Below are 19,724 nucleotides of genomic sequence, written 5' to 3'. Positions count from 1 at the left end.
CTACAGCCAAATACGGCCACACCAGAATAACGACGGTTTACCGCCGAATGTGGCAGAAGAGAAATACTGGAATGCTCAAAAGACGGTGGCCAAAATAACTTGACCACTACACCCCGGCCCGCAAGAGGAGCCACTGCATTTCCTCGACCGGGGGCGACAGGTGCAAGCCGACCAGTGCAAAGGCGACATGAGCGACGGCGAGTATGACACCGGCATAGAAGGCCTCCCCTTCAGTCCCCACCAGCAGCAGGCTGACCGGCAGGTGGATGGCCAGAAGCGCGGGGAGAAACACCACGGCGAGAGTAGCGGACACCCACTTGTGCGCTTCCTTTAGCGCCTCGAGCCTGTGGCGAGCGCCGAGACTCAGCAGTTCAGTCAGCCCCATGCTCACAGGACAAGACTGGCTTCTTCGAACTCGGGCATGGAATTTCTATGGTCTATGTAGATCAGCAGTCCACTGAAACCAAGCAGATACTCTCGCAGCATGCCCGCGGAGGCGGCATCCAATGCATTAAAAGGCTCATCCAGCAACAGTGCTCCTCGCTCCTTGCGCAGTGCGCACACTATCGCAATCTTTTGACGTTGCCCCTCTGACAGGCTGCTTATCCGTGCGTCCGGATTGATCCCTTCGAGAAACCGCGCTTCAAAGCAACTCAACTGCTGCCGATCATCACAGTGGAACAGGGAAGTTGCCTGTGCCGCGGACAAATAATCGGGAATGCATATACCGCTGGAAGATAGGCCGCAAATCTTACGCCTTTCTGACGGGCGGGCCCTACCGAGCAGATGCACACTTCCTGCAGTTACCGGCAACAGACCCGCTATCGCCAGCAACAGCGTTGTCTTTCCCACACCATTGCCACCGGACACCTTGATCCGCATGCCTGTCGCCGCAAATGACAAATCTCTGATGACTTGTCTATTTGAGCGATTCACCTGAAGTGATGTAATCTCTAGTGCTTCCATTCCCGAACCACAAAGATGCTTTCATCGGGCCGCACTCGCAGTGCCCCCCAGACCGGTCACAAAATTCCGAGATAAATAACCACAACCGCACTGGCCAGATTATTAAACAGATGCAGCAGCACCGGCAGCAGTACCGTACCGCTCTTCTCCCGCGCCAGGCCGAGTATCAGCGCCAGCACAAAGATAAAGCCCATCTGTATCCAGTGATACTGCCCCCAGTGCAACAGCGTAAACAGGGCGGAAGTCAGCAGCAGCGTACCGCTGAAGCCGAGCCGCGACTGCCGCCAGGCCGTGAACAGATAGCCGCGGAACACCAGTTCCTCCAGCACCGGCGCGGCGAAGACGATGACCAGTGCCAACGGCAGATGACGGCTGCCGGCCAGCATCTGCATAAACTCCCCCTGCTCGATATCCAGCAGCCGCACCACCAGCATCTGCGCAACCAGAAACAGCAGCAACAGGGCCACCCAGCGCCACAGGGATTTGATCGCAAAAGAGCGCACGGCCAGCGTCTGCCAGCGCGACTGCCCTTTGAAATTCGCCACCCGTAGCAGCAGCGGCAATATCAACAAGAACTGCAGCAGATAGAAGCCGACCATGGCCGCCGGCGTCTGCATATGCGCCTCCACCGCCGACTGGATCGCGACCGGATCGACCACCTCCCCCCGCGCTCCCAGCTGCGCACCCAGATAGCCGCCGTAACCGGCGATATAAAGGAAGGCACCGAGAAAATGTAGAGCGGCGAAGACACAAAGCCATCCCGCCGCGCGCCATGGCCGCGGCAGCGCCGGCGATCGAGCGCCCCCAGCAGCGCTGGATTGGGGAGAGATGTGTTCAAGTGTGGATTCCATGGTCTTTCCTTTTTACTTGCTCAACTTCATTGAACGGCTGAACCTCGCCCGACCGCAGCCTTCCAGATGTCACACCTGCCGGACGTCAACGCGACTACGAATTGCGCCCCGCGCAATACCACGCTGCTTCCCGATATAACGCAGGTTCTGCCGCACACTGCACTCCAGATAGAGACCTCGGACCTCTGGCAGGTAGCCGAAGTACGCCGCCCGTAGTGATGCCAGAGGCGCAGCGTTCCTGCATATCTTGATTTCACCGCTATCTGGCCGCATAAGCCCTCACCAGCATGCGAATCACCGGCGACTTGCCAGTCGCCGTTGGGCGCCCCCCAGCAGAGTAACGACCTCTGTCGATCGCGCAACCAAGAACACTTCATCCACCGCACGCGCCAAGTCGTTCTCTTCCAAGAGACTTTCAATTTCTATCTGCAGTCCGCAATTGGGGTGTCCTGACAATATCGGACAGTCCCGCATTAAGCAGCCCTGGCTGATTCCCAATACCTCTTGGCGAATTCTGCCGGGGCCAGGTTACCAAGCCGCGAGTGACGGCGTTGGCGGTTATAAAAAATCTCGATGTACTCCCTGATCGCCGCTTCAGCCTCTGTTCGAGTGGTAAAGCGACGGTGGTGCACAAGCTCGCTCTTCAGTGCTCCCCAAAAGCTCTCAATTGGCGCGTTGTCAAAGCAGTTCCCCTTGCGCGACATCGAAGACACCATCCCAAACTGCTTCTGCAGATCACGATAAAACTGGGCACAATACTGACTCCCTCGATCTGTGTGCTGGATTAACCCCGATTCTGGTCTCTGTTGAGAGACCGCCTTGAATAATGCCTGGTTCACCAGGTCTACAGTCATGCGGTCCCCCATCGCGTACCCAACTATCTCAGTGGTAAATACGTCTTTTAAGCCAGCGAGATAGAGCCACCCTTCATCCGCCGGGATATAGGTAATATCGCCGCTCCAGACCTCGTTTGGCCGTGTCGGCTTGAATACCTGCCCCAACATATTCTCGGCCACCGGCAGCGAGTGCGCCGAGTTGGCGGTCGCCCTAAACTTGCGTTTCTACCGACACTGAAGCCCCATCTCTCGGCGCAGATGGTCGATACGGTCCCGGCCGACCACAAAGCCATCTGTCGCGAATTCCGGCTGCAAGCGACGCGCACCGTAAGTCCCTCGCGATTTGGCATGGGCGGCCCGGATGGCCACCTTCAGCCGCTCATCCTCCTGTGCCCGCTGCGAAGGTGGGCGCCCACGCCAGTCGTAAAAACCGGAGCGGGAAACTTCCAGCACCCGGCAAGCCACTACCATCGGGAATTCTTCCCAGTGCACCTCTATCCACGCGTATTTGGCAGTGACTCCCGAGCAAAATACGCTGTAGCCTTTTTTAGGATGTCCCGCTCTTGGCGCGCCTCTAACAGCTCCTTCCTCAGTCGGGCATTCTCTGCCTCCAAGTCTGAAACAGAGCGCGCACCCGGCGCCGGCGTCTCACCTCCAGCTTTGGCGGCTACAACCCAGTTAGCCAGGGTGCCTTTGGAAATACTCAATCTCCGGGCCGCCTCCGCCTGCGTCAGCCCCTGCTCAAGAACAAGCTTTACAGCCTCAGCACGAAATTCTATTGAATAGATCTTTCTGATAGTCATTTTCAACTCCCGATCGTCGATGATAACAATCGGGACTGTCCGAAGAAATCAGGCTACCCCACAGAGCCGTATCCGGTTGTGCCGAGATAGCCCACCCAACAACGCGTCGAGAAAACAGGTCTATGATCGTGGCAAGGTAGCTCCAACGCGAATCGGCCCAGATATAGGTGATGTCGCCACACCAAACTTGATTCGGCGCTTGAACATCGAACTGGCGGTCCAGTTGATTCGGTATATCTGACCGCTCAACCGTGGCCTGCTTGCACTTATGAGCCCCTGGCTGCTTGCAGATCAATCCGGCCTCACGCATTAGGCTACGGACTTTATAGCGCCCGATCACGATGCCTTGTTCATTGAGCAGCCCTACAATCGTTCTGCTGCCAGCTGCGCTACGACTGCGCTGACTGCGCTTGAAGATCTCGCTGACCTTGGCGCGGAGTTGAACCCTAGGCGCGTCAATCGAGGCCTTTCTGCTCTTATATTCGTAGTAGCATGATCGAGGTACTTCAAACGCTTCACAGACCAGCTCCACGGGCTCCAGCTCACTTAATCGGTCTATCAGCGCGTACGATTCATCTCGTCTGACATCAAGAGAGTAGTAGCCTTTTTAGTATCTCTTTCTCCCGTTCCAGACGGTTGATTCGGGCTTCAAGTTCCTGGATTCTTTGCTGCTCCGGGGTGAGAGCCTTGCTTGCAGGCGTCTCACCGCTGCGCTCCGCCTCAAGCTGCCTCACCCAGCGGCGGATAGCGGTTGTGCCGACATCCAGAGCGCGGGCTGCATCTGATATTGAATACCCTTGGTCCACGACCAAGCGGGCAGCATCTAGCTTGAACTCGGGGGAAAAGAATCGACATTGTCTATTTATTGAACACCTCTGTCTCAGGCGGCGACTTTACCACCTAAATTGGTGTCCGGGACTAGTAGACCACTACATTGATCGCTTTAGCAACGTACTTTGTTTTTATGTAAGGATATAAAAATTACTTATACGCCAAGGCCCTTTCTATATTTTTTTAACAGGAAGAAATCTAGCATCGATCTTATCTAAGAAGAACGCCCTTATCGCAAGAACAATCAACATGACGAGACCAAACCACAGCTGTCCGACATTAATCAAAGCCGATATCATAACTGCCAAGCCAACACTAACAATCGATGAATAGAGTGGATTGACCACGACAGCAGATCCACAATTCGGACAAAATGTACCCTTCTCAAGAAGAGAAATATTGATGGTATATTTTCTACATTCAGGGCATTTCCTATAAACCCGTTCGATTGACATACCTTGCCACCAGGTAATTTCACTTAAAAAAACAAACCAAGCCGACTCAACGACATCGGCTTGGCCAAGTTTAAGTCAGCGTCGACTCACTTGCGCTACTATTTAAATACCGTTTCATGGATTCCAGCTGCGGCTTTGTAAGACCCATACGACAAAGAAGCACCACTGATATAATGTCGCACAAGTTGGTTTGTGACGAATCTTGTACCGAATGAAACGGCAACAGGTAGCAAAGCCTGGTAGATTCCACCGCCAACCTGTTTCATCTCGCAGCTTGTAAGCTCTTTCATGACTAATCTCCTAAAGGTTAATAAAGGCCAGCTAACTACCGGCCAGATTTATCTGCCTCCCTGCAGATTCGACCGTCTCCGGCCTATGGGCCACCATTACCCGAGTGATGGCGAGCCGTTTGACATGGTCGTTGACCAAAGACTCGTTCGTCACATCCAGGTCACTGACCACTTCATCCATGAACAGTATGCGTGGCGCGCGGTAGAGAGCGCGCGCCAGCACGATTCTTCGCCTTTAGCTACTGTTAATCTTTTTATTCAGTTCACGCATAACATCGACCTTATAAGTTAACTGTAGGCTCCAGCAGGAAATCGTTAAACAGTAGTCCACGGATCCCACGGTTTAGCAGGGGGCACTAGCGGGTTATTAATTTCATCCAGAAGCTCTTCCAAAGATTCATTGACATAGGGGTTGTACAGGCCCCCTCCCGAAACCGAGGAGATTTCTTCTTGTGAAAGCTCTCTATTTATCATTTGAATTCCCTATATTTTCCTTTAGTAAATGGCTACCAGTTTTTATCTGGTAAGTTCTATCTGCCTCCCTGCAGATTCGACCGTCTCCGGCCTATGAGCCACCAATACCCGGGTGATGGCGAGCCGCTTGATATGGTCGTTGACCAAAGACTCGTTCGTCACATCCAGGTGACTGGTCGCTTCATCCATGAACAGTATGCGCGGTGCGCGGTATAGGGCGCGCGCCAGCACAATTCTTTGCTTCTGACCACCGCTGAGGCTGGTTCCCATATCGCCCACCAGGGTGTTGTACTGCATGGGCATCTTTATGATTTCGTCGTGAATACAGGCCATCTGCGCACAGGCCGTTATGCGTTCGAGATCCAGGTGCGGATCGAAGCAGGCGATATTGTCGGCGATGGTACCGGCCAACAGCTGGTCGTCCTGCATAACTCCGGCTATCTGGCTGCGGTAATGGGACAGCTGTTTCAGCGGCTGGCCGTCTATCAGGATTTCGCCCTCGGTCGGCTCCAGTAGGCCCATCAGGCACTTGAGCAGAGTGGTTTTGCCGCAGCCGCTGGGCCCGACGATGGCGACTGTCTCGCCGGCTTCGATAGTGAAATTCAGGTTTCTGAACGCAGGGGTTTCGGCTTCTCCGTATTGAAAGCCGAGATTGCGTACCTCAATCTTGCCTTTCAGAGGCAGAGTTTCATCCGCACGCAACGGCAAAGAATCCGGTCCGTCTACCGCCTCCACCTTGGTAAAGACGATATCGGACAGGCGGTCCAGGTGCAGGCCCAGCATCTTCAGCTCTATCCATTTGGCGATCAGCGCATCCATGGATTCCACAAAGCGGGTCTTGTAGCTCATAAAGGCGTAGAGCATGCCCACCGTAATGACATTGCCCATCACCGCGCTGGCAGCGAAGTAGATCACCAGCAGATTTTCCAGCCCGAACAGCAGGCGGTTGATGGTGTCGTAGCCGATATTCCAGCGCGCTATGCGGATATCCTTGTTGATGGCATCCGCGAGGCGGTTCTGCCACTGGCCCTGGCGGTCGTTTTCGCGCTGGAACAGCTTGACGGTCTGGATAGCGCGTACCGACTCCATAAAATGGGAGTCGTGTTTGGCCATGGCGACAATATGCTCTTCTGTCAGCAGCCTCAGCGGCCGGTAGAGCAACAGGCGCAAGGCGGCATAGAGGACGACGACCATCAGAACAATCAAAGTCAGCACTACGTCGTAGAAGAACATGGCGACCAGCGTAATCAGCGCCATGACGCCGTCCACCACCGCGGCTACCAAGCCGGTGGTCAGAAGTTCCCGGACCTTATTCAGGGAGCCGAAGCGAGAGACAACATCGCCGATATGGCGGGTGGAGAAGTAGCTCATCGGCAGGCGGATCAGGTGGCGAAACAGGTTGGCTGCCATCTGCATATTGAGGCGGCTGGAGATATGTAGAATCACCCACTCGCGCAGGGCATTGGTACCGGTCTGGATCAGCAGCAATAGGCCGAAACCGATGGCCAGTACCAGCAGGAGGTTGTCGTCGCCACGCAGGATGACGTCATCCACCACTGTCTGCATATAGAAGGGTGCAACTACGGCAAACAGCTGCAATAACAGAGACAGCAGCAGCACTTGGGTCAAACTGCGCTTCAGTCCGCTGATACGTGACCAGAAATGGCTAAGCTTGAGACGCTGGCGCTCTTCGCCAATCTGGAACTCCTCCGTGGGCGTAAGCTCCAGAGCCACACCGGTAAAGTGCTGACCGAACTCCTCCCTAGTCAGTACCCGCTCACCGACAGCGGGGTCGTGGATGGTGACCTTTGCACGCTCCACTGACTTGAGCACCACGAAGTGGTTCATGTCCCAGTGCAGTACGCAGGGAAGCTGCAGCTCCCCCAGGTGCTCCATGTCCAGGCGCAGGGCGCGGCCCGCCAGATGCAGGCGGCCGGCCATATCCATCAGGGTTTTTAGATTGGTGCCGTGACTGGAAATACTGAAGCGCCGCCGCAGACTGGCGAGATCCGTGTCGTAGCCGTGATAACCCGCAATCATCGCCAGGCATACCAGCCCGCACTCGGCGGCCTCGGTTTGCAGTATTACCGGCAGACGGCGGCTGGCAGAAAAATGCAGCAGCTGCTCGGGACGCGTTTGCGCGGTGGATCGCTGCACAGTCGCTTCCATTACAGGCGCCCCCGCAAGCTGTAGATGGGCTCCAGCAGCCACTGCAGCAGGCTGCGCTCGGCCAGCTGCACATCGGCGGACAGCGTCATGCCCGGCTTGAGGGAAAACGCCTTCCCGTAGGCGTTGACCGACGGCTGCGTCAATTTGGCGGATACCTTGAATACCGGTTCGCGCACAGCGACTGGCGCGTGGAGTAATTCGTCCGGCAGCAGCACCGTATCGGATACTTCCACCACAGTACCGCCATAAAGGCCGAATTTCTGGAAGGGAAAGGCGTCGTAGCGGATATTCAGAGGCTGGCCGGCGTCTAGGAAACCGGCGGATCTCACCGGCACCAGCAACTGGGCAGTGAGTGACTGCCCCTCCGGCACCAGGGACAGAACCGGGACATTGGTTTGTGCCTGCTGCCCCTCCCTCGCCTGAAGGTTGCTGACCACGCCCGCCTTGGAAGCCTTTACGATATAGGCACGCTGACCGTGCAGTTGGGCGATCTGCTGGGCCAGATCGGAGAGACGCGCGCGCAACTGGTCACTACTATTGGCGTGTTCCTCGGGAAGCAGGGACAGCTCGTTTTCGAGTTGCTGAATCTGGTTATTCAGGTTGACCCGGCTGCGCGAAAGTCCCTGGCGTTCGGCGTGCAGTTCCAGCTCCCGGGCAACCACCGAGTCCAGCTCCGCCGAGGAAATATGGCCGTCGCGCCTGAGTTGGCGGTAGCGTTCCGCCTGTTCCGCTATCAAGGCGTAACGGCGTGCCTGGGTCTGTATCTGCTGTTCCAGCAGCGCCAGATCTTCTTTACTGGCAGCGATACGCTGCTCGATATCCTGCCGGCGCCGGCGATAGATCTTTTCGTTGCGCTCCAGCTGTTCGGTGAGCAATTTGCGCTGGCTTTCATATTCCGCCAACAACAGGGATTCGAGATGCTCACCGTCGGCGAGAATTCTGTCGCCGTTGACAACAAGCAGGGGCTGATCCTTGGCGACCCGGTCGCCTTCCCGAACCAAAACCTGCTTGATAATGCCGGAACTTTCGGCATAGACCCGCACTACACCCGAAGCCGGCTCCAGCCAGCCCAGCACGGTTTCCCTGCGCGCATAACTGCTGTTGGCAAGCCAGACGATGACAGCCAGCACCCAGAGCAGCAGCAGAGCGAGAATGACCGTGTGTGAAAGGCGCGGCAGCAGCAGAATCTCGCCGTGTAGACGATCTGCCTGCCGCTCCATGGCTTGCTGGCGGAACAACCCTGTCACCGAGAATTCCTTTCTTCGATACTTATTCTTTTGCGGCGCATTTTTTTACAGATATGTGGCAGCGGACACAACAAATTTTTAATTACACGCCATTACAGAAACCGAATCTTCTTTCAGTTTCTGATTTTCTAGAATTTATTGGTTATGCAGAAAAAAGCTTGTCTCCGAATTGTTCTCACCGGCGACGTAATGACCGGCCGCGGCATAGACCAGGTGCTGCCCCGTGCCGGCGATCCGCGGATCTTCGAATCCTGTATGCGCTCCGCCGAGGGCTATGTGGCGCTGGCGGAGGCGCGCAACGGCGGTATTCCGATACCCGTTTCGTTTGACTACCCGTGGGGCGAGGCGCTCGGCGCCATAACCGCGCGGGCGCCGGACTGCAGGATTATCAATCTTGAAACCGCCGTGACCCGCTGCGACGACGCCTGGCCGGGCAAGGGCATCAACTACCGTATGCACCCGGGCAATATTCCGACCATCACCGCCGCGCAGATCGATATCTGCAGCCTGGCCAACAACCATGTGCTGGACTGGGGCTACGCGGGACTCGCGGAAACGCTGGACAGTCTGAAAAGGGCGGGATTGGAAATTGCCGGAGCGGGAGTCGACGTCTGCGCTGCGGCGGCGCCGGCGGAGATGGATCTCGGGGGCAAACGGCTGTTGTTATTTGCCTGCGGTCACCACAGCAGCGGTATTCCGCAGGATTGGGCGGCGGCGGAGAATAGGGCCGGCGTAAACTTTATCGGCGACTTATCCGCGGAAACTGCGCAGGCCCTGGCACGGCAGATAGACGTCCACAGAGCGCCGGGAGACCTGGTCATTGTCTCGATCCACTGGGGCGGCAACTGGGGCTACCGCATAGCGCGCGAACAGCAGACATTCGCCCGGCGGCTGATAGATGCCGGCGTGGATCTGGTGCACGGCCACTCCTCCCACCACCCGATGGGTATCGAGGTCTACCGGCAGCGGGCGATTCTGTATGGCTGCGGGGATCTGATCAACGACTACGAGGGTATCAGCGGTCACGAAGAGTACCGCTCGCATCTGCGGCCGCTCTACTGCATCGATCTGGATCGCGAGAGCGGCGCCCTGAAGCGCCTGGAGGTGATTCCGTTAGAGATGCGCCGCTTCCGGCTGCAGCAGCCCACGCGTGAGGATCGCGACTGGCTGCTCGACACCCTGGACCGCGAGTGCCGCCAGTTGGGAGCCGCAATGCGACTATCGGAAGACGGGGCGACATTTCTGTTGGCCTGGTGACGCCCCGAGCGGCGCACAGCCAGGGGCCGGATTCGCCTGCAAGCGGATCAGCCCGCGGCGTAACCGTTCGGGTTCTGCGACTGCCAGCGCCAGGTGTCCTCGACCATCCGCTCCAGATCATACTCGGCCTTCCAGCCCAGCTCTCTCTCCGCCAGGGTAGGATCGGCGTAGCACTCGGCGATATCGCCGGGGCGGCGCGGGACAATTTTGTAGGGCACCTGGCGGCCGCTGGCCCGCTCGAAAGCGCGCACTATTTCCAGTACCGAGCTGCCGCGGCCGGTACCCAGGTTGTAGGTGTAGCAGCCCTCTCCCGTGTCTTCGCGGCGCAGCTTCTCCAGCGCCGCCAGGTGGCCGCGGGCCAGGTCGACCACGTGGATATAGTCGCGCACGCCGGTGCCGTCGACGGTGTCGTAATCGTCGCCGAACACCTGCAGCTGCGGCAGCCGCCCCACCGCCACCTGGGCCACATAGGGCAGCAGATTGTTCGGTATACCGCGCGGATCCTCGCCGATAAGGCCACTCTGGTGGGCACCGATCGGGTTGAAGTAGCGCAGCAGGCTGACTTTCCAGCGGCTCTCCGGCGCCGCGCAGAAGTCGCGCAGTATGTCCTCCACCATCAGCTTGCTGGCACCGTAGGGGTTGGTCGCGCCGGTGGGGAAATTTTCGCGAATGGGCACACTGGCCGGGTCGCCGTAGACGGTGGCGGAAGAGCTGAAGATCAGCTGGTGCACGCCGAATTCCGCCATGACCTGGCACAGGGTCAGGGTCCCCGCAACATTGTTCTGGTAGTAGCGGAGCGGCTGCGCCACCGACTCCCCCACCGCCTTCAGTCCGGCGAAATGGATTACCGCTTCTATGTCGTAGCGGGAAAAGATTTCGCGCAGAGCCTCGGCGTCGCCGATATCCGCCCGGTGGAAGGGCACCTGGCGCCCGGCGATGGCCTCGACCCGGTGCAGCGCCTCGGCGCTGCTGTTGCTCAGATTGTCCACCACCACCGGCGCCCAGCCGGCCGCGAGCAGTTCAACACAGGTGTGACTGCCGATATAACCGGCGCCGCCGGTCACCAGAATCGCCATCGCGAAATCCTTTAATCACTTTGAGTTCTCAAGACGGCGCCTAGTAGAGCGCAAAACTGCCGCCTAATTCAACCCGTGATGGCGCCAGTTCGCCGCCGCGGTTGCACGGAAAGCTATGCTGGAAGTGCGGGAGGTCATTTCGCATTTGCTTCCGCGCGGCAAAGAGATGCCACTGGTAATAAAGATAGTGTTTCGCGCCCACGCGCATCCCAGTAAATGCGGAGCCCGGCAACAGCTCCGCGCCCCGGTCGCCGACCCCTCGGGTTAGACGCACATTTGAAGCAGTAAGCTGTGCCTTTATCCAGCGCGACTGGCAGGACGCCAAACGCTGTCCGACACGCTACAGGGAGCTGTACATCATGACGATTTTCAACCACTACCTGGAGAGGTACGAGTCCATCCAGGATGAAGAGCTCAGCATTCAGGAATACCTGGAACTGTGCAAAACCGACCGCAGTGCCTACGCCTCCCCCGCCGAGCGTATGCTGATGGCCATCGGCGAGGCGGAGCTGGTGGACACCTCCCGCGATCCGCGCCTGTCTCGCATCTTCTCCAACAAGGTCATCAAGCGCTACAAGGCCTTCAGCGAATTCTACGGCATGGAGGAGGCGATAGAGCAGATCGTCTCCTTCTTCCGCCACGCGGCCCAGGGCCTGGAAGAGAAGAAGCAGATCCTCTACCTGCTGGGCCCGGTGGGCGGCGGCAAGTCGTCCCTGGCGGAGCGCCTCAAGGCGCTGATGGAGAAGATCCCCATCTACGCCATCAAGGGCTCGCCGGTGTTCGAATCCCCCCTCAGCCTCTTCTCGCCGGACGAGGACGGCCAGATACTGGAGGAGGATTACGGCATCGCGCGGCGCTATGTGAACACCATCATGTCGCCCTGGGCGGTGAAGCGGCTGCATGAGTTCAAGGGCGATATCAGCCAGTTCCGCGTCGTGAAGATACGCCCGTCAATTCTCGACCAGGTGGCCATCTCCAAGACCGAGCCCGGAGACGAAAACAACCAGGATATCTCCTCCCTGGTGGGCAAGGTGGATATCCGCAAGCTGGAGGACTTCCCGCAAAACGATCCGGATGCCTACAGCTTCTCCGGCAGCCTGTGCCGCGCCAACCAGGGGCTGATGGAGTTCGTGGAGATGTTCAAGGCGCCGATCAAGGTGCTGCACCCGCTGCTGACCGCGACCCAGGAGGGCAACTACAACAGCACCGAGGGCCTGGGCTCCATTCCATTCAACGGCACCATCCTCGCCCACTCCAACGAATCCGAGTGGCAGTCCTTCCGCAACAACCGCAACAACGAGGCCTTCCTCGACCGCATCTATATCGTCAAGGTGCCCTACTGCGTGCGGGTGCAGGAGGAGATCAAGATCTACCAGAAGCTGCTGGAAAACAGCTCCCTGTCCAAGGCGCCCTGTGCACCGGACACGCTGCGCATGCTGGCGCAGTTCTCGGTGCTGTCGCGGATCAAGAACCCGGAGAATTCCAGCATCTACTCCAAGATGCGCATCTACGACGGCGAAAACCTGAAGGACACGGATCCGAAGGCGAAAACCATCCAGGAGTACCGCGACAACGCCGGTGTCGACGAGGGCATGAACGGCCTCTCCACCCGCTTCGCGTTCAAGATTCTGTCCAAGGTGTTCAACTTCGATGCCACCGAGGTGGCCGCCAACCCGGTGCACCTGCTGTATGTGCTGGAACAGCAGATAGAACAGGAGCAGTTCCCACCGGAGGTGCAGGAGAACTACCTCGGCTTCATCAAGGAATACCTGGCGCCGCGCTATGTGGAATTCATCGGCAAGGAAATCCAGACCGCCTACCTGGAGTCCTACGCCGAGTACGGTCAGAACCTGTTCGACCGCTATGTCACCTACGCCGACTTCTGGATCCAGGATCAGGAGTACCGCGACCCGGAAACCGGCGAGATCCTCGATCGCGGCGCGCTGAACGAGGAATTGGAAAAAACTGAGAAGCCCGCCGGCATCTCCAACCCGAAGGATTTCCGCAACGAGATAGTCAACTTCGTACTGCGCGCCCGCGCCAACAACCAGGGCAAGAACCCGGACTGGCGCTCCTACGAGAAACTGCGCGCGGTCATCGAGAAGAAGATGTTCTCCAACACCGAGGATCTGCTGCCGGTAATTTCCTTCAACACCAAGGCCTCCGCGGACGACAAGAAGAAGCACGCGGACTTCGTCGCGCGCATGGTCGAGCGGGGCTATACCGAGAAACAGGTGCGGCTGCTATCCGAGTGGTATCTGCGGGTGCGCAAGTCGCAGTAATAAATTGGAGCGGTCAGTGCGAATGGTGCTCGAAACGTGACGCAAAGGCTCTGATGCTGGGGGCAATTTTCGAGACAGTCGGCGAGAGGGACCTCGCCGACAAGCCCCCATGGATGGGTTCACGGCGCGTCTCGAAAATTGCCCCCCAGCAGCAGAGCCGCCACTGCGGCCCGCTAAAGGTATCGTTCGTATAAGAGGCAGTAATATGAGTTACATTATCGACCGCCGCCTGAACGGCAAGAAAAAAAGCACGGTAAACCGCCAGCGATTCCTGCGCCGCTACAAGGCTCATATCAAAAAAGCGGTCGGAGAGGCGATGAACAGCCGCTCCATTACCGATATGGACAAGGGCGAACGCATCAGCATCCCCACCCGCGATATCAGCGAACCGATTTTCTCCCACGGCGCCGGCGGCCATGTGGAGCGGGTTCTGCCCGGCAACAAGGAATTTGTCCCCGGCGACCGCATACCCCGCCAGGGGCAGCAGGCGGGCAGCGGGGGCGGCGGTGGCGCCGCCAGCGACAGCGGCGAGGGAGTGGACGACTTTGTCTTCCAGATCTCCCAGGAAGAGTTCCTCGACTTTATGTTCGAAGGGCTGCAGCTGCCCAATATGGTCAAGCGCCGCCTGGCCGGCAACGAGTCCTTCCAGGTGGTGCGCGCCGGCATCAGCAACGAGGGCACGCCCGGGCGCCTCAATGTGGTGCGCTCCCTGCGCGCCGCCAACGCGCGGCGCATCGCGCTGACCAGCAGCAAGCGGCGCAATATGCGCGCGCTGGAATTTGAGCTGGAACAGGAGGAAGCCAAGGACCCGGCGCTGCGCGATCAGCGCAAGATCGAGTCCCTGCGCGAAGGTATTGCCGAATTGCGCCGGCGCATAGACCGGGTGCCCTTTCTCGACGACTTCGATCTCAAATACAACCTGCTGGTGCGCCAGCCGCGGCCGCGTTCGCGCGCGGTCATGTTCTGCCTGATGGATGTGTCCGGCTCCATGAACCAGGCCACCAAGGACATGGCCAAGCGCTTCTTCCTGCTGCTGTACCTGTTCCTGCAGCGCAGCTACGAGTACACGGAAGTGGTGTTTATCCGCCACCACACCAGCGCCAAGGAGGTGGACGAAGAGGAGTTTTTCTACTCCCGCGAGACCGGCGGCACCATTGTGTCCAGCGCGCTGAAGCTGATGCGCCGCATCATGCGCGAGCGCTATCCGGCCAGTGAGTGGAACATCTACGGCGCTCAGGCCTCCGACGGCGACAACTGGAACGACGACTCCAGCACCTGCCACAAGATACTGATCGACGACATCATGCCTCAGGTGCAGTACTACTCCTACGTGGAAATCACGCCGAGGGACCACCAGGCGCTGTGGGAAGAGTACGAGAGTGTCCGCACCCTCTTCCCGAATCACTTCGCCATGGAGCAGATTGTCGACGTGCAGGACATCTACCCGGTCTTCCGCCAATTGTTCAGCCAGAAGGTGGCCGTCTGATGCTAGATTCCCTTACCACCGGCAGCGCCCCCGAGTCAGAATCCCGCCGCCCCATCTCCACCAGCTCCGAGTGGACCTTCGAGCTGATTCAGGAGTACGACCGCGCCATCGCGGAACTGGCCGACGAATTCGGTCTGGACACCTACCCCAACCAGATAGAGGTGATCAGTTCCGAACAGATGATGGACGCCTACTCCTCGGTGGGCATGCCGGTGGGCTACCACCACTGGTCCTTCGGCAAGCAGTTCATCAGTGTCGAAAACAACTACCAGCGCGGCCTGATGGGGCTGGCCTACGAGATCGTCATCAACTCCAACCCCTGCATCGCCTACCTCATGGAGGAAAACACCATGACGATGCAGGCGCTGGTCATCGCCCACGCCAGCTACGGGCACAACTCCTTCTTCAAGGGCAACTACCTGTTCCGCTCCTGGACCGACGCCAGCAGCATCATCGACTACCTGATCTTCGCCAAGAACTATATCGCCCGCTGCGAGGAGCGCTACGGGCTCGACGAGGTGGAGGCGATACTGGACTCCTGCCACGCACTGATGAACTACGGCGTCGACCGCTACAAACGCCCCTACCCGATTTCGGCGGTGGAGGAGGAGCGCCGGCAGAAGGAGCGGGAGGAGTACCGCCAGCGCCAGCTGAACGACCTGTGGCGAACCATCCCGAAGCTGGGCGACGGGGAGGAGGCGGTCGAAGAGGTGCGCTTCCCGGAGGAACCCCAGGAAAACATCCTGTATTTCATCGAAAAGAATGCGCCGCTACTGGAGAACTGGCAGCGGGAGCTGGTGCGCATCGTGCGCAAGCTGGCCCAGTACTTCTACCCCCAGCGCCAGACCCAGGTGATGAACGAGGGCTGGGCCACCTTCTGGCACTACACACTGCTCACCGAGCTCTACCGGCGCGGTCGCGTGACCGATGGTTTCATGATGGAGTTCCTGCAGAGTCACACCAATGTGATCTACCAGCCCTCCTTCGACAGCCCCTACTACAGCGGCATCAACCCCTACACACTGGGGTTCAGTATCTTCAGCGACCTGCGGCGCATCTGCGAGAACCCGACGGACGAGGACCGGCAGTGGTTTCCCGACATCGCGGGGAGCAACTGGAAGGAGACATTGCAGTTCGCGATGCGCGACTTCAAGGACGAGAGCTTTATCCTGCAGTTCCTGTCGCCGAAAGTGATGCGCGACCTGAAACTCTTCTGCATCAGCGACAACGACCGCGAGAACGAGATAGTCGTCAGCGCCATCCACGACGAAGACGGCTACCGGCAGCTGCGCGCCAACCTGGCCGGGCAGTACAATCTGGGCAACCGCGAGCCCAATATCCAGGTCTACTCGGTGGAAACCCGCGGCGACCGCTCAATGACTTTGCACCACACCCAGCACCGCCGCCGCCCGCTGGGCAAGGACACCGGCGAGGTGCTGCGCCATCTGCACCGCTTGTGGGGGTTTGACGTACACCTGCACAGCCTGCACGGCGATGAGATAACCGCCAGCTATCACTGCCCGGAACAGGGCCGCGACCGCACCGACAGGGAAGAGGAATCGATGTTGGTGCCGAAACCCATCTGAAGAGTGGCGGACGGTCGGGGCCAGCGAACAACTGGCCACCAACCACGAATCACATTTCGAGTAGCAGCTTCACCTTGGCCGCCAGCTCAGCGCGCTCGCCCGGGTGTGCCACCAGCGCGTCGGCACCGGCATCCAGCCAGCGCTGCGGGTTCCGCTCGCCCGCCGGGGCTATCACCAGCACGCGCACATTGGCGTATTCACTGCGCGAGCGCAGGTGGTCCAGGATCTGAAAGCCACCGCCCCCCACCAGATTGGCATCGATCACCATCAGCGCAGGCTTGCAGCCCGCCATCAGGGTGCCTGCGACAAAGCTGTCCCCGGCCACCTCGACGTCGCAACCCGCCTGCTGCAGGGCCTGGCGGCCAGCGGCGGTCAGCTCCGGATCGCTGGCCAGCAACAGTACCTTGCGGCTGGCAGCGGCCAGCTCAGAGGGCACCGGCATGGCGTTGTCGCGCAGGAAGCCGACAAAGTCCTCGACGCAGATACGGTGGTCGCCGCGCCCAGGCAGCTTGTATGCCTTCAGCTGGCCCCGCTCGATCCAGCGAATCACGGTGCGAAAATTCACCCCGCAATACTTCGCCGCCTCCCCAGTAGTAAGCACATGCAGTTCGTTCATCTTTATTATTCCCCCAACATCCTGCGATTACTGTCAGGCACTCCGATGTGTATTTGCGCAACAAGCAACTGAAAACCGTAGTTTAACGCGAAATTATCCTGTTTTATCGAAATGCCCTTACAAATTATGCTGCCCAACACAGCAAATTCAGTTTGAAGCTCGGCTTCCATAGGCTATTGACGAACGGCGTGGACACCCCCTCAAAAAATACTGAAAGGTATAGTTGACAGTTATGTCAGGTTGCATAGAATGGTCACGTATCGGCGGAATTGTTGGCTGCCGATGGCGCCCCTCAGCGGCGCGACAGTCTCTTTGAATGGCGAATGGATATTCCCCTAGCGAATACCCTAAGACCCTGGGCCCCCTTGTATTTTCGGGGCCTTTTTTTTATCTTGCCGAAACTCCAGTTCTCACCCCATCTCTCACCGATCCCGTTCGCGGGCGGCGCCGGAATTGACGGATTTATGGCTGTACACAGATCACCCCGGCACCCAACCCCATCCAAACCGGAGCCCGGCCCGTGAAGGTCTACCTCGTCGGCGGCGCCGTACGCGACAGGCTGCTCAAGCGGCCGGTCAACGAACGGGACTGGGTGGTGGTCGGCGCCGATGAGGCGCAGATGCGCCAGCTCGGCTTCAGCCCGGTGGGCAAGGACTTCCCGGTATTCCTGCACCCGCAGACCCGCGAGGAGTACGCGCTAGCGCGCACCGAGCGCAAGAGCGGCCACGGCTACGGCGGCTTCACGGTACACGCGGCGCCGGATGTCACCCTGGAGCAGGACCTGCAGCGCCGCGACCTCACCATCAACGCGATGGCCGAGAGCGAAGACGGCGAACTGATCGACCCCTACGGCGGCCGCGCCGACCTCGAGGCCCGCCTGCTGCGCCACGTATCCCCGGCCTTCGCCGAAGACCCACTGCGCATCCTGCGCGTGGCCCGCTTCGCCGCCCGCTACCACCACCTGGGCTTCACCGTCGCCGATGACACCATGGCGCTGATGCGGCAGATGGTGGACGCGGGCGAAGTGCAACACCTGGTCGCCGAACGGGTGTGGAAGGAAATCAGCCGCGCCCTGACCGAGCCGGACCCGGATATCTTTATCCGCGTGCTGCGCGACTGCGGCGCCCTCGCGATACTGATGCCGGAGCTGGAGCGGCTGTTCGGCATCCCCCAGCCGCCCCAATACCACCCGGAAGTCGATACCGGCGAACACGTACTGATGGCCCTGCGCGTGTCCGCCCCGGAGCTGCCGGTGCGCTTCGCGGTGCTGGTGCACGACCTCGGCAAGGGGGTCACGCCGCAGGAAATACTGCCGAGCCACCGCGGCCACGAGGTGGCCGGCCTGCCGCTGGTGCGCGACCTGTGCAAACGCTGGCGCGTTCCCAGGCAGCTGGCGGCGCTGGCCGCCGGGGTGTGCGAATACCACCTGCACTGCCACAAGGCGTTCGAGCTGCGGCCGCAGACATTGATGAAAGTGCTGCGCGCCCTGGACGCGCTGCGCCGCCCGGAACGGTTCGAGCAGTTCCTGCTCGCCTGCGAGGCGGACGCCCGCGGCCGCAAGGGCCTGCAGGACAGGGAATACCCGCAGGTGGACTACCTGCGCGCGGTGCGCAAAGCCGCCGCCGCGGTCACCCCGGACGAGCTGATGGCCCAGGGCTACGAGGGCGCCGAACTGGGCAAGGCCCTGGACCGCGCGCGCGTGCGCGCCATCGCCAAAGTAAAGGAAGCCTACGTTGCGTAACGCACTGATCACCGGCGCCGCCGCCCGCCTCGGCCGCGCCATTGCCCGCGAGCTGCACCGGGACCACCGCGTGGTCGTCCACTACCGCAGCTCCGCCGACGCGGCCCGGCAGCTGGTGGAGCAGCTGAACCGGATACGCCCGGATTCCGCCGTCGCGCTGCACAGCGAACTGGGCTCCGCCGCCGACTGCGAGCGGCTGGCCGAACAGGCCCTGCGCCACTGGGGCGGCATAGACCTGCTGGTCAACAACGCCTCCGCCTTTTTCCCAACCCCACTGGGCAGCGCCGGCGAGGCCCAGTGGGAGCAGCTGATCGGCAGCAACTTGAAGGCGCCCTTCTTCCTCAGTCAGGCGCTGGCGGAGTCGCTGGCGCGGGACCGGGGCTGCATCGTCAATATGGCGGATATACACGCCGAGCGGCCGATGCCCGGGCACCCGATCTACTGCGCCGCCAAGGCGGGCCTGGTGATGTTGACCAAGAGCCTGGCGCTGGAACTGGCGCCCGACGTGCGCGTCAATGCGGTGGCCCCCGGCGCCATACTCTGGCCGGAGCAGGAGAATGTCGGCGAAGAAGCCAAGGCGCGGATTCTCGCGCGCATCCCGCTGGCGCGCACCGGCAGCGAGGCGGATATAGCGCGGACTGTGCGCTTCCTGGTCAGCGAGGCGCCCTATATCAGCGGCCAGGTGATCGCCGTGGACGGCGGCCGCAGCCTCAATATATGACGCCGCCCGACGCGGCGGCCGGGCGATAGGGAAAAGG

General features: G+C 59.7%; 14 protein-coding genes and 2 pseudogenes. 6 read left to right on the top strand and 10 right to left on the bottom strand.

Translation table 11 applies throughout. The features are described from left to right. Positions 1-106: 106 nt before the first annotated feature. The 8 genes and pseudogenes from ACXAF3_RS12630 to ACXAF3_RS12595 form a co-directional block, all read right to left on the bottom strand. Complete coding sequence (locus ACXAF3_RS12630) at positions 107-391, bottom strand: hypothetical protein (protein WP_475112664.1); 285 nt, start codon at positions 389-391, stop codon at positions 107-109. Then, positions 388-966 (bottom strand): ABC transporter ATP-binding protein, encoded by a 579-nt coding sequence (locus ACXAF3_RS12625; RefSeq protein WP_475112663.1) that lies wholly within the window; start codon positions 964-966, stop codon positions 388-390. The genes ACXAF3_RS12630 and ACXAF3_RS12625 overlap by 4 nt, the downstream gene beginning before the upstream one ends. Positions 967-1,022: 56 nt before the next feature. Further along, positions 1,023-1,817: a lysostaphin resistance A-like protein gene (locus tag ACXAF3_RS12620; RefSeq protein ID WP_475112662.1), complete on the bottom strand. Its 795-nt coding sequence runs from the start codon at positions 1,815-1,817 to the stop codon at positions 1,023-1,025. 473 nt (positions 1,818-2,290) lie between these two features. Further along, positions 2,291-3,456: pseudogene (locus tag ACXAF3_RS12615) on the bottom strand (IS3 family transposase). Positions 3,457-3,517: 61 nt separating this feature from the next. After that, a pseudogene (locus tag ACXAF3_RS12610) lies at positions 3,518-4,322 on the bottom strand (IS3 family transposase); the annotation flags it as partial. 518 nt (positions 4,323-4,840) lie between these two features. Continuing rightward, positions 4,841-5,032 (bottom strand): hypothetical protein, encoded by a 192-nt coding sequence (locus ACXAF3_RS12605; protein ID WP_475112661.1) that lies wholly within the window; start codon positions 5,030-5,032, stop codon positions 4,841-4,843. 516 nt (positions 5,033-5,548) lie between these two features. Further along, entirely contained in the window at positions 5,549-7,663 is a 2,115-nt protein-coding gene (locus ACXAF3_RS12600; protein ID WP_475112660.1) for a peptidase domain-containing ABC transporter, read from the bottom strand. A gap of 11 nt (positions 7,664-7,674) precedes the next feature. After that, complete coding sequence (locus ACXAF3_RS12595) at positions 7,675-8,922, bottom strand: HlyD family secretion protein (protein ID WP_475112659.1); 1,248 nt, start codon at positions 8,920-8,922, stop codon at positions 7,675-7,677. Positions 8,923-9,066: 144 nt separating this feature from the next. On the opposite strand from ACXAF3_RS12595, the gene ACXAF3_RS12590 reads away from it, so the two are divergent. Further along, a complete protein-coding gene (locus ACXAF3_RS12590) occupies positions 9,067-10,179 on the top strand; it encodes a CapA family protein (protein WP_475112658.1) in 1,113 nt (370 codons plus the stop codon). A gap of 47 nt (positions 10,180-10,226) precedes the next feature. Here the strand turns inward: ACXAF3_RS12590 and galE are convergent, their stop codons facing one another. Beyond that, positions 10,227-11,255, bottom strand: coding sequence for a UDP-glucose 4-epimerase GalE (gene galE, locus ACXAF3_RS12585; RefSeq protein ID WP_475112657.1), 1,029 nt, complete (start codon positions 11,253-11,255; stop codon positions 10,227-10,229). A gap of 359 nt (positions 11,256-11,614) precedes the next feature. Here galE and ACXAF3_RS12580 point away from each other — a divergent pair, with 359 nt between their 5' ends. From ACXAF3_RS12580 to ACXAF3_RS12570, 3 genes are all read left to right on the top strand, one after another. Next, entirely contained in the window at positions 11,615-13,537 is a 1,923-nt protein-coding gene (locus ACXAF3_RS12580; protein ID WP_475112656.1) for a PrkA family serine protein kinase, read from the top strand. Positions 13,538-13,742: 205 nt separating this feature from the next. After that, a complete protein-coding gene (locus tag ACXAF3_RS12575) occupies positions 13,743-15,023 on the top strand; it encodes a YeaH/YhbH family protein (RefSeq protein ID WP_475112655.1) in 1,281 nt (426 codons plus the stop codon). Then, a complete protein-coding gene (locus ACXAF3_RS12570; RefSeq protein ID WP_475112654.1) occupies positions 15,023-16,609 on the top strand; it encodes a SpoVR family protein in 1,587 nt (528 codons plus the stop codon). The genes ACXAF3_RS12575 and ACXAF3_RS12570 overlap by 1 nt, the downstream gene beginning before the upstream one ends. A gap of 49 nt (positions 16,610-16,658) precedes the next feature. On the opposite strand, the gene ACXAF3_RS12565 is transcribed toward ACXAF3_RS12570, so the two are convergent. Beyond that, positions 16,659-17,225, bottom strand: coding sequence for a response regulator transcription factor (locus ACXAF3_RS12565; RefSeq protein WP_475112653.1), 567 nt, complete (start codon positions 17,223-17,225; stop codon positions 16,659-16,661). A gap of 520 nt (positions 17,226-17,745) precedes the next feature. On the opposite strand from ACXAF3_RS12565, the gene ACXAF3_RS12560 reads away from it, so the two are divergent. Together ACXAF3_RS12560 and ACXAF3_RS12555 are read left to right on the top strand one after the other, a co-directional pair. After that, on the top strand, positions 17,746-18,966 hold the full coding sequence (locus ACXAF3_RS12560; RefSeq protein WP_475112652.1) for a multifunctional CCA addition/repair protein: 1,221 nt from the start codon (positions 17,746-17,748) through the stop codon (positions 18,964-18,966). Then, positions 18,959-19,687, top strand: coding sequence for a pteridine reductase (locus ACXAF3_RS12555; RefSeq protein WP_475112651.1), 729 nt, complete (start codon positions 18,959-18,961; stop codon positions 19,685-19,687). Before ACXAF3_RS12560 ends, ACXAF3_RS12555 begins: the two co-directional genes overlap by 8 nt. Positions 19,688-19,724 lie beyond the last annotated feature (37 nt).

This window comes from Microbulbifer sp. ABF4_143, from assembly GCF_056160225.1.
The sequence above is the reverse complement of the archived record's forward strand: the minus strand, read 5'-3'. Positions and strand labels throughout refer to the sequence as shown.

What these genes read in the sequence shown, in the direction of transcription:
- ACXAF3_RS12580 (WP_475112656.1), top strand. Translation starts at nt 11,615, where the DNA reads ATGACGATTTTCAACCACTACCTGGAGAGGTACGAGTCCATCCAGGAT.
- ACXAF3_RS12570 (WP_475112654.1), top strand. Translation starts at nt 15,023, where the DNA reads ATGCTAGATTCCCTTACCACCGGCAGCGCCCCCGAGTCAGAATCCCGC.
- galE (WP_475112657.1), bottom strand. Translation starts at nt 11,255, where the DNA reads ATGGCGATTCTGGTGACCGGCGGCGCCGGTTATATCGGCAGTCACACC.
- ACXAF3_RS12590 (WP_475112658.1), top strand. Translation starts at nt 9,067, where the DNA reads ATGCAGAAAAAAGCTTGTCTCCGAATTGTTCTCACCGGCGACGTAATG.
- ACXAF3_RS12565 (WP_475112653.1), bottom strand. Translation starts at nt 17,225, where the DNA reads ATGAACGAACTGCATGTGCTTACTACTGGGGAGGCGGCGAAGTATTGC.
- ACXAF3_RS12605 (WP_475112661.1), bottom strand. Translation starts at nt 5,032, where the DNA reads ATGAAAGAGCTTACAAGCTGCGAGATGAAACAGGTTGGCGGTGGAATC.
- ACXAF3_RS12620 (WP_475112662.1), bottom strand. Translation starts at nt 1,817, where the DNA reads ATGGAATCCACACTTGAACACATCTCTCCCCAATCCAGCGCTGCTGGG.
- ACXAF3_RS12625 (WP_475112663.1), bottom strand. Translation starts at nt 966, where the DNA reads ATGGAAGCACTAGAGATTACATCACTTCAGGTGAATCGCTCAAATAGA.
- ACXAF3_RS12575 (WP_475112655.1), top strand. Translation starts at nt 13,743, where the DNA reads ATGAGTTACATTATCGACCGCCGCCTGAACGGCAAGAAAAAAAGCACG.